Genomic DNA, 15,178 nt, shown 5'->3' on the forward strand with positions numbered 1-15,178 from the left:
TGCTGTGTCTGGACGCCGCTTAATACGCCTTCCCCCAGTATACCAGTTTACGGGCAGGTTTTCCACAGCACACACAGGTGCCTGCTATCTGCTCCTGATCATGAAATGGCATACAGCGTGAGGTTGCACCTGTTTCCTCTTTGATTTTATCCTCACATGCCTGATCCTCACACCACATTCCACGAATAAATCCTGGTTTTGACTCTGCAATTTCCTTAAATTCATCATAATTATGAGCATCCCAAATATGAGCATCCCTATGTGCTTTTGCCCGTTCAAACATATCATTTTGAATCTGCTCCAGCAGCTTTGGAACTGCTGTGTCGATTTCATCCAGAGAAACAACTGTCTTTTCCCTTGTATCACGGCGCACAAGTACACACTGGTTTTTTTCAATATCTTTTGGTCCCAGTTCTACACGCACCGGTATCCCGCGCATTTCCTGCTCTGAGAACTTCCATCCGGGACTTTTATCTGAATCATCCAGCTTCGCCCGGCATACTTTACTCAGGCGCTCTTTGACCTTGCCGGCTTTCTCTAAAACGCCTTCTTTATGCTGCATAATCGGTATTACCATTACCTGTGTCGGGGCGATTCTCGGGGGCAGTACCAGTCCGGAATCATCTCCGTGCACCATAATAATAGCGCCGATCAGCCGCGTTGTCATGCCCCAGGAAGTCTGGTGAACATACTTTAATGTATTGTCCTTATCTGTATATTGAATGCCAAAGGCTTTGGCAAAACCATCTCCAAAATTATGACTGGTACCTGACTGAAGAGCCTTTCCATCATGCATCAGTGCCTCAATGGTGTAGGTCGCCTCCGCTCCGGCAAATTTTTCCTTCTCAGTTTTCCTTCCTCTTATTACCGGCATAGCTAGAACCTGCTGGCAGAAATCTGCATACACATTCAGCATTAAAACGGTTCTTTCCTCTGCTTCTTCCGCTGTGGCATGTGCAGTATGACCCTCCTGCCACAAAAATTCTCTGGAGCGAAGAAACGGTCTCGTTTCTTTTTCCCAGCGCACCACTGAGCACCACTGATTGTAATTCTTTGGCAGATCACGGTAAGACTGAATCAGGTTCTTATAAAAATCACAGAACAGAGTTTCTGAGGTGGGACGTACACAAAGCCTCTCCTGCAGTGGATTTAATCCCCCATGAGTCACCCAGGCAACCTCAGGTGCAAATCCTTCTACATGATCTTTTTCTACCTGAAGAAGACTTTCCGGGATAAACAGCGGCATATATACATTTTCAACGCCGGTTTCTTTAAAACGCGCATCCAGTTCCTTTTGAATATTTTCCCAGATGGCATACCCCGCCGGTTTAATAATCATACAGCCCTTTACGCTGGAATAATCAATAAGTTCTGCCTTCTTCACCACATCTGTATACCACTGGGCAAAATCTGCCTCCATAGATGTAATTGCTTCTACCAATTTCTTTTCTTTCGCCATATCTCTAATTCTCCTTAATCATGCTTCTTATATAAAATCCAAAGGAATTTCCCCGTATGTAACAAACAGCAGTCAGCAAAAAAACACCGGTATTTCCGTCCCCTAGGGACCGGAATACCGGCGGTACCACCCTGATTAACATGCAGACGCATGTTCTCTCTCTGTCCATAACGCAGACCTGCGCAGTATTTTTCATACTGGGCTTAAAGGGCCGGTTCCCGCCATTCCAACCAAAAATCTCCCACCACTGATTTTCTCTCTGAAGATCTTCCTGACCGTACTATTCCTCATCTTCGCCTTTACCTCTGTTTACGATGCATATTGTAAGTGAAACCCTCCTAATTGTCAAGTATGGAAAAATAGGAACTTCGACCTATTTCACGTATTAAAACAAGAGAAACCGGTCCAAGTATCACTCCGGGCAGTCCATATACACAGATTCCTACATACAAGCTGACCATAACCGCCACCGGATGCACAGAAAGGCCGTTTCCCATAATTCTAGGTTCTAGTATCTCCCTTAAAAATGTACACAGTGCAAAGGCTCCTGCATAAACACAGGCCAGCAGGTACTCTCCTCTTAACAGGTCCACCAGCGCCCAGGGAACAAATATCATTCCCGTGCCAATAAAGGGAAGCGCATCGCAGATACCAATAGCAATACCAATTGGGACAGCATACGGATTTTTGCACAGAGCTAAAATCCCCACGCATACCCCGCTGATAATTCCCATAACAACTACCTGAGTCTTTATATAAGTGCCGCATGTATGGAGCACTACATTTCCAATATTTATCAGCCAGTTTCCCCACTGGTTTTTTCGGATTCTGGCCTTAATCTGCACATAATCTCTCAGAATTAAAAAAGATGAGACAATAGCTGCCAGGGCAATTCCACAGACTGTAAGAAATCCCTTCATACTTTTCGCCGACCAGTTCATTACCTGGCTCATGGCCGCCTGTTCAATCTTACCGCCCAAATCCGGCATTTTTGTCTGCAGAAACTCCCCCATCTGGTCAATTCCCTCAAATCCTGTGGCATCTGCTATTCTGCAGCAGCAGTCGTCCCATACAGCCATCAGCTGTCCGCCGATTGCATCCCGTTCCTGCCAGACCTGCTGGCAGGAAACCACAATCCCCCATATCAGCAGCCCAATGCCAACCGCAATCAGCGCAAATAGAATAATTAACAGAACACCTCCCGCTCCCTTCCAGCGCTTCTGCAGTTTTACAGCCAGAGGATGCAGCCACTTAGCCAGCAGAAAAGCAATTAAAAAGGGAATTACCAATATCAAAAGCCACTTTAACACAGCAAAGACAACAAGGGTAATTCCCGTATATTTTATTCCCGTTAAAATAAATTTTCGTCTCTCTGTCATACTAGCTAGTATGTCAGAATCACTTCTTTTTATTCTTTGAACACATCCGTTTCCACGGCCTGCAGATATCTAAAACAATCTCTGGGAAAAACAAATATTTTTACAAATTCACATGCTCAAACAGCTCAAAATATTTATTTGAAGGCCGGATGGAAAACTCCATTTTCTTCTTTGTAACAGGATGTACAAATCCGATTTTAAAAGAACAAAGGGCGATATTTTCACTGCCTCTCCAGCCGGGATTATACTTCCGGTCTCCCTCCAGCGGAAACCCCGCATTGGCCATCTGCACTCTGATCTGATGGTGCCGCCCGGTTTCAAGATCAATCCTCACCAAAGACGCTGCCCCATCCGGCGTATATCCAAGCACCTGATAGGACAGCCTGGCCAGCTTTGCCCCAGGCGTCCCCGCAGGAACCACTCTGGATATATTTTGTCTGCCATCCCGCAAAAGATAATCCTCTATCCGTCCCTGCCCGGAGTTTACTGCACCGGATGCAACGGCAAGATAACATTTATCCATCCCCTGATCCGCCATCTGACGGCTTAAAGCTGCCGCCGCCATTTTAGTTTTTGCAAATACCATAACCCCTTCCACAGGCTGGTCCAGCCGGTGAACCAGTCCAAGATAAGGCTCTTCCTTTCGGGCAGCCCGGTAATTTTTAAGAACACTTACCATATCCTGACGCCCTAAACCCGCTGTCTGCACCGGCATTCCCGCCGCTTTTATACAAACCAGAACTGCTTCATCTTCATATATAATTTCTGGTGCACTGTTTCTCATTTCCATCCCCTGAATCTTTCTACAATTTAAAACGGTACCCCACACCCCAGATTGTCTCGATATACTGAGGCTTTGCTGTATTATATTCAATCTTCTCTCTGATTTTCTTAATATGAACCGTAACGGTTGCAATATCTCCAATGGATTCCATGTCCCATATTCTGCTAAACAATTCTTCCTTGGTAAACACATGATTAGGGTTCTGAGCCAGAAATGTCAGCAGATCAAATTCCTTTGTGGTAAACTGCTTCTCTTCATCATTAACCCAGACACGACGGGCCGTTTTATCTATCCGAATCCCTCTGATCTCAATAACTTCATTTTCCTGAACATTACTAGAAATGAGCCTTTCGTAACGGGCAAGATGCGCTTTCACTCTGGCCACCAGTTCACTTGGTGAAAAGGGTTTTGTGATATAATCATCAGCACCCAGACCAAGTCCCCTTATTTTATCAATATCATCCTTCTTTGCAGATACCATTAAAACAGGTGTATTCTTTACTTCACGAATCTGCTTACAGATTTCAAATCCATCCACACCAGGCAGCATCAAATCCAGAATAAACATATCAAAATCGTGATTCAGCGCCCGCTCTAGTCCGCTGTCTCCCCGGGTTTCAATTTCCACCTCAAACCCGCTTAACTCCAGATAATCTTTTTCAAGATCCGCTATCGCCTCTTCATCTTCAATAATCAAAATCTTACTCATTCACTACCTCCTGATATTTCCGGATTACAAAATACATAATTGTACCCGTATTTTCCTTACTGGTTGCCCAGATTTTTCCGCCATGATCTTCAATAATTTTCTTAACAATAGACAATCCGATCCCGCTGCCTCCGGTACTGGAATTTCTAGAAGAATCCGTCCGGTAAAAACGGTCAAAAATGTACGGAAGCTCCCTGGGCGGGATACCGCATCCGTTATCTTCCAGTTCCACTTGTATAAAATCACCCACATCTTTAATTCTTATATTGATAAATCCCTTGGGTTTATTCATATACTTAACAGAATTACTGATAATATTACTGATTACCCGCTTCAACTGCTCCGGATCAGCAATAATATCCGTCTTTTCATCCGCGTAATTATAATATGCCAGTCCGATTCCGCCTGCCTCAAGTTCCAGTCCAATATCCTCAATACAGTCATTGAAATAGTCCGCTACATTTATCTTCTTAAAATTGTATGGAATACGATTGGTATCAATTTTAGAATAAAGGGTCAGTTCATTAATCAGCCTGTCCATCTCATTTGCTTTATTATATATTGTGCGGATATATTTATCCCGTTTCTCCGGAGTATCCGCAACCCCGTCAATAATACCCTCAGCATAACCTTTTACAGTAGTTATGGGGGTCTTCAAGTCATGGGCAATGTTACTGATCAGTATCTTATTTTCCTTTTCCGAAGAAATATTCTCCTCTGTAGAATACTTCAGCCGCTGCCGCATCTGCTCAAAGTTTCTGCAAAGCTCACCGATCTCATCATCATTTTCCGCATCTATAGTAAAGTCCAGATTTCCATCCCGGATATTCTGTGTAGCCACTTTCAGCTTGGCAATGGGATTTATAATACCCTTATAAATCCATATGGTCATCACTGCAGCTGTCAAAATAAGAATCAGTACAATGGAAATCCCCATATCCAAAATAAGCTGCCGCATTTCCGGTAAAATACTGTCTGTATCTGTTAAAAGATACAAACTCCCTTTCACCCCAGCTGAATCCTCAAAATTTACCTGTTTCACAATCAGCTGCATGGCGTCATCTAGATAATATCCGCTCTCTTCTTTTCCATTACTTTTATCACTGTAATCGGGAAGCATTTTAGCAAGTTCCTGTTCTGTATAGGCACTGCTTCCCTCATCACCATTATAAATAATCTGATTTCCTTTACTGACCACAAGAAATGTTTCTTTTTCTTTTAGCTTTTCATTTTTTTCTTTCAGATAGGATACATTCTCAAGCTTGTCAGCATTTGTCCGGGCCAGTTTCTGAAACTCCTCAAAATCAGCCTTTGTATATCTATTCAGCACCTGAACGGAATTCATAAAAAAAATAGAGCCTTCTTCTTTTTCCAGCCCATAAGTCTGCTTCATAGAATGCACCTGAAGCTGATAAAATCCAAACAATACCGCACAGGAAAGAGCAATGGGCAGAAAGAGGATAAAACAAAATGAAAAGATTAGACGTGTTTTTAATTTCATAGCTTCACCTGTCACTATCTTTCTAAAACAGTAAAATTTTTTATATTATACCATTTTTTCATCTCTGACGGCACTGATTCGCATATATTTAATAAACTTTTCACAGGTGAACCTATTTATTGTTCAAAAAGCCCTGCCGGATCTTAATTTTTAAAAAGAATCTCGCTTGCAAGATTCTCCGCCTGCGGCGGGTCGCCATAACGGCATAATTCCGTTCCGCCGCAGTGCGGTCCACAGCGGAGCGTTTTCTATATCATAGGAGCAATTTCTTATGATATAAAAAAATAAAGACTGCGCCGTTACAAAAATGGCGCAGCCTTTGGTCATTCACTTATAAATATTTTTTTAAATCCTCAGCTTTATCCAGTGCTTCCCAGGGAAGGTTCAGGTCATTTCTTCCAAAATGTCCATATGCAGCTGTAGGTTTGTAGATTGGTCTTCTTAAATCAAGCATTTTAATAATACCAGCGGGACGAAGATCAAAATTTTCACGTACAATCTCTACCAGTTTATCATCAGACAGCCTGCCGGTTCCAAATGTGTCCACCATAATAGAAGTGGGCTGTGCAACGCCGATTGCATAAGAAAGCTGAATCTCACATTTATCTGCAAGACCTGCCGCAACCAGATTTTTCGCAACATAACGCGCTGCATACGCTGCAGAACGGTCTACCTTTGTGCAGTCTTTTCCGGAAAATGCGCCGCCACCGTGACGTGCATATCCACCGTATGTATCAACAATAATCTTACGTCCTGTTAAACCTGCGTCACCATGAGGTCCGCCGATTACAAAACGTCCGGTAGGATTAATGAAAAATTTTGTTTCATCATCAATCATTTCTTTTGGAAGCACCGGATCAAATACATATTTCTTGATATCCTCATGAATCTGTTCCTGTGTTACATCATCATCATGCTGGGTAGATAAAACTACCGCTTCTAGTCTTTTTGGAGCTCCGCTTTCATCGTATTCTACAGAAACCTGGGTCTTTCCATCCGGTCTTAAATAGCTTAATGTACCGTCTTTACGCACCTTGGTAAGCTGAAGAGCCATTTTATGAGCAAGTGAAATGGGATACGGCATAAATTCTTCTGTCTCATTAGATGCATATCCGAACATCATTCCCTGATCTCCGGCTCCGATTGCCTCAATCTGTGCATCTGACATGCTGTTTTCCCTTGCTTCTAATGCTTTATCAACACCCATTGCAATATCCGGTGACTGCTGATCTAACGCTACCATAACCGCACATGTATGTCCGTCGAATCCGGTCTCTGCTCTGTCATATCCTATCTCATTTACTGTTTCACGAACAATTGCAGGAATATCCAGCTGAGCTTTTGTTGTAATTTCTCCTGTCACAAGCACAAATCCTGTACAGCTTGCAGCTTCACAGGCAACACGGCTCATGGGGTCCTGAGCCATGCAGGCATCTAGAATCGCATCAGAAATCGCGTCACACATTTTATCTGGATGTCCTTCTGTAACTGATTCAGAAGTAAATAATAATTTCTCCATAATTTCTCCTCCGTTTTATTTATCTCAATCAACTGCCACAAAGTATATCGGTAATTTATCAGATTGAATATATGCAATCTTTTATTTTTGTATTTTGTTTTTATACACTGATACATTTTTGTATATTTTCAAAATACATTTTTTAAATTTTATTTCTTTTTAGTGATCATCTTATACTATTTGTCTTAAACCTTATCCGCCCCCAGAGCGATTCCCCTCAGGTGTTTTTTATGAAGGCCCCATGTCTTAAGATATTTTCAACTTAAATTTCTGTATTTCCTTCTCTGAACTGACCCGTTCAATCCGGGCTCCCAAAGCCATAAACTTTTTCTCTAACGCTTCATAACCCCGTTCTATATAAAAAATATCATCTACAACTGTAATTCCCTCAGCTGACAGCCCTGCAATTACAAGAGCTGCGCCTGCTCTTAAATCCGGCGCACTGACGCGAGCACCAGTATATCTGTGGACTCCACTGATAATGGCAATATTGCTCTCCACCTTTATAGCCGCCCCCATTTTTGTGAGTTCATCCACATACCGGAAACGATTTTCAAAAATACTCTCTGTAATTGTGCTGATTCCCTGGGAAATTCCCAGAACAACCCCCATCTGAGGCTGCATATCTGTAGGGAAACCAGGATAAGGCAGTGTCGTAACCTGGGTGTGCTTTAACTGCTCAGGGGCAACGACTCTAACATAATCATCCCCTTCTTCTACCCGGCAGCCAACCTCAAGAAGTTTGGCGGTAGTTGCCTCAAGATGTTTGGGAATTACATTCAGCACCGTTACATCTCCTCTAGTAGCAGCAGCGGCAAACATAAACGTTCCCGCCTCAATCTGATCAGGTATTATGGAATATTCTGTTTTATGTAACTTTTCCACGCCTTCAATGCGGATGACATCTGTACCCGCACCGCGGATATTAGCGCCCATACAATTCAAAAAGTTTGCCACATCTACAACATGAGGCTCCTTTGCCGCATTCTCTATGACAGTTTTTCCCTCTGCCATGGCAGCAGCCATCATAATATTAATGGTAGCTCCTACGGAAACCTTATCCAGATAAATATGACTTCCCCGCAGATTCTCAGCTTTCACCGAAATCAATCCTCCGCGGATTTCCACTTCTGCACCCAGAGCCCGGAAACCTTTCTGATGCAGATCAATGGGTCTGCTTCCAATATCACAGCCCCCCGGAAGCGCAACCTCAGCCTTCTTATATTTTCCAAGTAATGCCCCCAGCAGATAATAGGAAGCTCTGATTTTTTTTATAAATTCATTATCAACGCTTATGTCATGGATAAAAGAGCCATTGATCTTCACCGAGTGCTCACCGGTTCTCTCAACCTTTGCCCCAATCTCCTGAATGGCCTGAAGCAGTACATTGATATCTCTTACATTTGGCAGGTTATCTATTACAACAGTTTCATCCGTCATAACAGCAGCGGCCAAAATAGGCAGAGCCGCATTTTTTGCGCCGCCGATTTCAACTTTACCGTTTAACGGGATTCCACCCTTTATTACATATTGATCCATATCGCACCTCTATGCTGTCTATTTATAACAAGTTCTTATTATAGTAACTTTTCATTCTCAATGTCAATCATTTCAATTCATTATTTTCAGACAAGTTCAAACAACCAGTGTTTCAATCAGCCCAAAAAGATTCAAAATATATTATATCATAAATAAAATCCTTGTAAAATCAAAAAATATTAACTTTCCATTAACAGAATTTTACATAATTGACAAAAGTTCTCTTATTATATATATGCGAATCCCGTTATTTTGTTACTGTTCTTCAAGGGCACGGCGGACAGCCGAAACTGTATCTTCAATACCAAGCCCGTATTCATCCACAACAATATCGGCATACTTTTCATAAAGTAATGTCCGTTCCCGGTATAAATCTTTTAACGTCTGCCCTTTTTTTAAAACCACACCCCGGTTCCGAATATTCTTAAGCCTTTTTTCCAGGACAGAAAGAGACTGCTTTAAGTAAACCACCGTACCAATAGATTTTAAGTGTTCCATAGCCTCTTTGCCATATACCACACTTCCCCCGGTAGCCACAATCGAATGCTCCACCTGCAGGTTACTGTTGACTCTGTTCTCCACCTCAATAAAACCCTGTGTCCCTTTTTCTGCAATAATTTCTTTCAGCAGCTTTCCCTCTTCCTTTTGAATTACCAGGTCGGCATCTATAAACTGATATCCCAGCACCTTTGCCAGAATCACTCCAATAGTACTCTTACCCACACCGGGCATTCCAATTAAAATTACATTTTTCAACATTTTTCGCCTTTCTCATTAGAGTTTCTTTATATTTTTTAATTTTCTTTTAGATTCCTTAAGATAGTTTTCATAGTTTTGCCACACTTCGTACACATTTGATTCCTATAATAAAATCATCAAATACGAAATATCTCTTATTCATCTTTATTGAACCCCCCAATGTTCAATAAAAGATATAGATTAACATTTTCATAACTCAATCTCCCCAAGAAAAAGACAGCCCACCGGCTGTCTTTTTCATTTACTTTTATTCTTGAGTCTCAGTTTCATCTGAAACTACATTAAAAAGTTCTTTAAAAGCCACTTTTTTCCACTGTGCTTTATTCACTTCTATCTTTACATCATTCCGAAAGCTTTCCAGCATTTCATTATAAAATTCTGTCTTTTTCTGGGCAAGCAGCTCTTCTTTCTTCGCTGCAGTCGCCTCTTTATCATGTTCGCTGTCAAGGCGGAGCACATAATACTTATCTTCTCCCTGAATCAGATCAGAGACTTCTCCTTCTTTCAGACTGTCTGCTTCTTCGATAACAGCATCATCCATACTCTCATCATCAGCCCCGTAAGAATATGTGGATGCTTCTAGATCATTGTCTTTAGCAGCCGCATCAAAGTCCTGTTTTGCCTTTTCTGCAATCTCTTCTGCCTTTTTAAGCTGCTGCTTTGACTCATCCTCACTGTATTCTACGTAATTCTGATCAGAATCCCGATAGCCTTTCACATCAAAGCTCAGATAACTGAATGTTCTCTGGGCCGCCTCTTTTTCCGTTACTGTTACATCGGCAGTATCCTGGATGGCTGTTTTCATTTTGCTCTCCAGCAGGTAATAATAAAGCATCTGCTCCACATATTCCTGTTTTGCTCCGACCTGTTCTACTGCAGCTTTGGAATTGTCATCCATAAAAAGCTCTGCTGCTTTTTTAATTTCCGCCTTCTCATCTTCTGAAACTGAAACTTTATAAGTTTCTTTATTGGCATCCAGCAGACACCAGTTTTCCAGCATTTCCATAATAGTACTTTTTTGTGCTTCCTGCCGGGTTTTCCCTGAATCAGCACTGGATTCCTGCTGCCAGGCATCTTCACCAATATACGGAATGTAATACTGATCATATAAAGCCTGCTGATATCTTGCCACAAAATTGGCAAATCCCATAGATACCTCTGTTCCATCTACTGTTACGGCTGCTGCCTGTGGATCTATACTTCCACAGCCGGTTAAAGATGCCGCAGTAAGTGCCCCTGCCATCATTAACGCCGCTATTCTTTTTATTTTCATCTGATTCCTCCTGTAGCCTGTCTTCCTTTGTTTTTTACAGTATATCTTCTTTCCGCCTATCCTGCAATGTTTTCACTTATAACGATAGATTTCAAATCCGTTAGAATCTTTCCAATGATCGTTACCGCTTCCGGACTTCCCTTTTTCCTTTTGTAAGAAAGAATCGGAGCCTTGCTGTCAGCCCGAAACAGCAGATCAGGCTGATATTTTAAAACCAGTTCCGGAATTTTTGCCGGATCAATACAGGCTTTCTCATAAAAGCTAAATTGAATCTGAGTACCTGTTTCCTTGATCTCAGTAAGATATACTTCATGAGCCATGGCTTTTAATTTTGCAATCAGCAATAGATTTTCCACACTCTTTGGAGGTTCCCCAAACCGGTCAATTAACTCATCAAGCATTTCCACGCTTTCATCCTCATTTTCTATGCATGCAATCCGCTTATAAATATCCAGCTTCTGCCCCTCATTCTGAATATAAGAAGGCGGTATAAACGCATCCAGCTCCACGTCCATCACCGTATCAAATTCTTCCTGACTGCTTTCACCTTTCAGCGTTTTCACTGCCAGATTCAGCATTTTACAATACATATCATATCCCACAGCTTCCATATGTCCATGCTGCTGCTCCCCTAAAAGATTTCCTGCTCCCCTGATCTCCAAATCTTTCATTGCTATTTTAAATCCGCTGCCCAGCTCTGAAAACTCCCGGATGGCGGACAGCCGCTTCTCTGCAACTTCTCTGAGCATTTTATTCCTTCGATACATCAAAAATGCATAGGATGTACGGCTGGATCTGCCGATCCTTCCCCGGAGCTGATAAAGCTGGGACAATCCCATATTGTCTGCGTCATGGATAATCATCGTGTTGGCATTTGAAATATCCAGTCCTGTCTCAATAATTGTCGTTGAGACCAGCACATCAATTTCACCGTTAATAAAACGGTACATAATATCTTCCAGCTGCCGTTCATGCATCTGCCCGTGGGCAAATGCCACCGCTGCGTTTGGAACCAGTGCCGACAACCGGGCCGCCATATCCTCAATCTGGTTGACACGGTTAAACACATAATATACCTGGCCGTCTCTTGCCAGCTCCCTCAAAATCGCCTCTCTGACCATTTCTTCATCGTATTCCATCACATAAGTCTGCACCGGCATTCTGTCATTTGGCGGCTCTTCCAGCACACTCATATCCCGGATACCGATAAGACTCATATGTAAGGTTCTTGGAATTGGCGTCGCCGTCAGCGTCAATACATCAACATCCTGTTTCATCTGTTTGATTTTCTCTTTATGGGTCACCCCAAAACGCTGCTCTTCATCAATAATCAGCAGTCCCAGATTTTTAAATTCCACATCTTTTGACAAAAGCCGGTGTGTTCCAATCACTACATCACACATCCCCCGCTTTAAATCCTGGATTGCCTGTCTTTGTTCTCCGGCGGTCTTAAATCTGCAGAGCAGATCTACCTGAACGGGAAAATCTTTCATCCTTTTTGCAAAGGTATTATAGTGCTGCTGAGCCAGAATCGTCGTGGGAACCAGATATGCCACCTGTTTTCCATCCTGCACTGCCTTAAATGCCGCCCGTATAGCAACCTCCGTCTTCCCGTAACCTACATCACCACAGATCAGCCGGTCCATAATTTTACGGCTCTCCATATCCTTTTTGACTGCCTCAATGGCGCTGAGCTGATCCTCTGTTTCTTCATATAGAAACATTTCCTCAAACTCCCGCTGCCAGACAGTATCCGGACTGTAGGCATATCCTTCCCGGTTCTGCCTGACCGCATACAGGTTTACCAGCTCCTGGGCAATTTCCCATACCGCACCTTTCACCTTTGACTTTGTCCTGACCCACTCCTGGCCCCCCAGCCGGTTCAGTTTTGGCTTCCTGGCATCGGAACCGGCATATTTTTGAATCAAATCCAGCTGTGTGGCCAGAATATATAAATTCCCGCCCTTGGCATATTCAATTTTAATATAATCCTTTACTACTTTATTGATTTCTACTTTCTCTATTCCGCGGTAAATCCCAAGTCCATGATTCTCATGAACTACATAATCCCCAGTATTTAATTCAGAGAAGCTGTGAATTTTTTCCCCTTCATATTGACGGCGTTTTTTACGCCTGGTCTTTTCGGCACCAAAAATATCCGTCTCCGTAAGCACTACAAACTTAACTTCCGGATACTCAAAGCCTCTGGCCAGCTTGCCGTACTGAACCATAATCTCACCCTGAGCCAGAATGCGGTCCGTATCCTCACTGTAAAAGGCTCCGATATTTTCCTGCTGCAGATTCTCTGCCATCCTGGCAGCTCTTGTTCTGGACCCGCACAAAACAATCACCCGGTACTTTTGCTTCTGATAATTTTTCAGATCTTTCACTAGAAGCTCAAAGCTGCTGTTATATGTATTCACAGCTCTTACCTGAAAGCGGCAGATATTTTGAAAAGAAATATTTTCCAAAGCAGCATCCAGCATAGAAAAAAATACCGAGCAGCAATTGCTGCATCTGGCAAAAATCTCTCCGGCTCCATACAAAACATCCAGCTGCCGGGCAAGAACATAACCTTTCTCCAGCCGATGACGCATACTCTCTGAAAACTCCTTTTCCAAAGCCTTTGCGCGCCCCTGGCATCTGACCGGCTCATCAATCAGCAGCAGCGGCTGCCGGCCATTCCCCACCGCCAAAAAGTAGTCTATAACGCTGACAGCCTCATCATAAAAATACGGCAGACATGTTTCTGCACCCGCAATGTTACTTAATTCCCCAAGCTGCTCTAACAGCATATCCGTATGTTCTTTTAGCCGAAAAGCTTCCTCTGTTTTCATCTCCTGGCGAAATCTCTCACAGAGAACATCCCGCTCTTCTTTTATTTTTCGTACGCCGATCTTCAGTGTCTCATCATCCAAAACCAGCTCCGTGGCCGGATAAATCCGGATTTCCTCCAGATTCTGCATAGATCTTTGACTGCCGGGTTCAAAGCTTCTGATAGAATCTATTTCATCTCCCCAGAACTCAATTCGGTAGGGAACCTCTTCCGTTAAAGGAAAAACATCCACAATACCTCCCCGCACAGCAAACTGACCGGGCTGTTCAGCTTGATAGCTACATTCATAGCCATTTTGAACCAGTTTTAAACGCAGCTGTTCCAGATTCCACTCCTGACCGCTCTGCAGCCCCACTACCGCATCTTTTAACAGCTCCGGCTTGATTAGTTTTTCCAGCAGGGAATCTACAGTCGTAATAACTACCGGATATTCTTCTTCAAAAATTGCCTGATACGCCAGCATCCGGTCTCTAGTCAGCACATTCCCTCTGATATCCGACTGGTAAAATAAAATATCTCTGGCCGGATAATAAACTGCCTTCCGGTTGTAAAAATGATATTCCGCCAGCAGCTCTCTGGCCCTCTGCTCACTGTAAGTAACAATTAATCTGCTGCTTTCATCCCTCTTTAACGCACTCATAATATGAGGCTTTAAAGGATCAATACATCCTGCCGCCAGGGCCGGCCCCTGATTATGACAAACGTGTTCTTCCAGCAGCCTGTAACATTCCAGTTCTTGTAATGGTTGATAAAATCCCTCAAGCATCTTCCTGTTTCACCGTTTTCTTTCTATTATATCGGTTCATCGCCTCATCCGTCTCACCCTGAACCATCAGCCCAAGCGCCTCCACAGCTTCCATTACCGCCTCATCCACAAGACAGCGTTCACCTGTTGAAAATCTGCTTAGTACGTAATCAGCCAGATCCCAGTCTGCAGGCTTTTGACCTACTCCAACTTTTATTCTGGAGAATTGATCCGATCCGGTTTTGGCAATGATATCCTTTATTCCGTTGTGGCCTCCGGCGCTTCCTTTTCTGCGGATTCTTAAATTTCCGGGCTCCAGACTGATATCATCATAGATAATAATCATCTGATCCGCCGGATCCAATTTATAAAACTTCATCAAAGGAGCGATACTGTCTCCCGAAAGATTCATAAAGGTCTGCGGCTTTACAAGCAGAACCTTCTGCCCCTCCATATAGCCGCTGCCACAATAAGCTTTTGATTTTTTTTCTGTTACATGTATATTATATCTGTCCGCTACAGCATCAATGACATCAAATCCAATATTATGACGGGTTTTTTCATATTTAGCTGCAGGATTTCCAAGTCCGGCTATTAAATACATTATTTCCCTTTCCTTTTCTTCTTAAAACATAACGCTTTTCTGGTTTCAGATTTTATTCTACCCAATTTTCC

At 42.9% G+C, this 15,178-nt stretch carries 11 protein-coding genes and 1 other annotated feature; all 11 genes read right to left on the reverse strand.

Annotated features, from left to right (window positions below):
- Nucleotides 1–19: 19 nt before the first annotated feature.
- Nucleotides 20–1,459: a proline--tRNA ligase gene (gene proS / locus OCV88_RS11350; protein ID WP_158425583.1), complete on the reverse strand. Its 1,440-nt coding sequence runs from the start codon at nucleotides 1,457–1,459 to the stop codon at nucleotides 20–22.
- 101 nt (nucleotides 1,460–1,560) lie between these two features.
- Nucleotides 1,561–1,762, reverse strand: a binding site (T-box leader).
- Between the two features lie 35 nt (nucleotides 1,763–1,797).
- Nucleotides 1,798–2,838: an AI-2E family transporter gene (locus tag OCV88_RS11355; RefSeq protein ID WP_158425584.1), complete on the reverse strand. Its 1,041-nt coding sequence runs from the start codon at nucleotides 2,836–2,838 to the stop codon at nucleotides 1,798–1,800.
- Nucleotides 2,839–2,938: 100 nt separating this feature from the next.
- Entirely contained in the window at nucleotides 2,939–3,622 is a 684-nt protein-coding gene (locus OCV88_RS11360) for an RluA family pseudouridine synthase (protein WP_158425585.1), read from the reverse strand.
- 19 nt (nucleotides 3,623–3,641) lie between these two features.
- Nucleotides 3,642–4,331, reverse strand: coding sequence for a response regulator transcription factor (locus tag OCV88_RS11365; protein WP_158425586.1), 690 nt, complete (start codon nucleotides 4,329–4,331; stop codon nucleotides 3,642–3,644).
- A complete protein-coding gene (locus OCV88_RS11370) occupies nucleotides 4,324–5,832 on the reverse strand; it encodes a sensor histidine kinase (protein WP_158425587.1) in 1,509 nt (502 codons plus the stop codon). Before OCV88_RS11370 ends, OCV88_RS11365 begins: the two co-directional genes overlap by 8 nt.
- A gap of 331 nt (nucleotides 5,833–6,163) precedes the next feature.
- On the reverse strand, nucleotides 6,164–7,351 hold the full coding sequence (gene metK, locus OCV88_RS11375) for a methionine adenosyltransferase (RefSeq protein ID WP_158425588.1): 1,188 nt from the start codon (nucleotides 7,349–7,351) through the stop codon (nucleotides 6,164–6,166).
- Between the two features lie 246 nt (nucleotides 7,352–7,597).
- A complete protein-coding gene (locus OCV88_RS11380; RefSeq protein ID WP_158425589.1) occupies nucleotides 7,598–8,890 on the reverse strand; it encodes a UDP-N-acetylglucosamine 1-carboxyvinyltransferase in 1,293 nt (430 codons plus the stop codon).
- 255 nt (nucleotides 8,891–9,145) lie between these two features.
- Nucleotides 9,146–9,649, reverse strand: coding sequence for a shikimate kinase (locus OCV88_RS11385; protein ID WP_158425590.1), 504 nt, complete (start codon nucleotides 9,647–9,649; stop codon nucleotides 9,146–9,148).
- Nucleotides 9,650–9,896: 247 nt separating this feature from the next.
- Nucleotides 9,897–10,922, reverse strand: coding sequence for a peptidylprolyl isomerase (locus OCV88_RS11390; RefSeq protein WP_158425591.1), 1,026 nt, complete (start codon nucleotides 10,920–10,922; stop codon nucleotides 9,897–9,899).
- Between the two features lie 56 nt (nucleotides 10,923–10,978).
- A complete protein-coding gene (gene mfd / locus OCV88_RS11395) occupies nucleotides 10,979–14,524 on the reverse strand; it encodes a transcription-repair coupling factor (protein WP_158425592.1) in 3,546 nt (1,181 codons plus the stop codon).
- The gene (gene pth / locus OCV88_RS11400; protein ID WP_158425593.1) at nucleotides 14,517–15,107 is read right to left on the reverse strand and encodes an aminoacyl-tRNA hydrolase; all 591 of its coding nucleotides are present in this window, start codon (nucleotides 15,105–15,107) and stop codon (nucleotides 14,517–14,519) included. The genes mfd and pth overlap by 8 nt, the downstream gene beginning before the upstream one ends.
- Between the last annotated feature and the right edge of the window lie 71 nt (nucleotides 15,108–15,178).

It is taken from the genome of Brotonthovivens ammoniilytica, from assembly GCF_025566885.1.
Taxonomy (GTDB): Bacteria; Bacillota; Clostridia; order Lachnospirales; family Lachnospiraceae; genus Brotonthovivens; species Brotonthovivens ammoniilytica.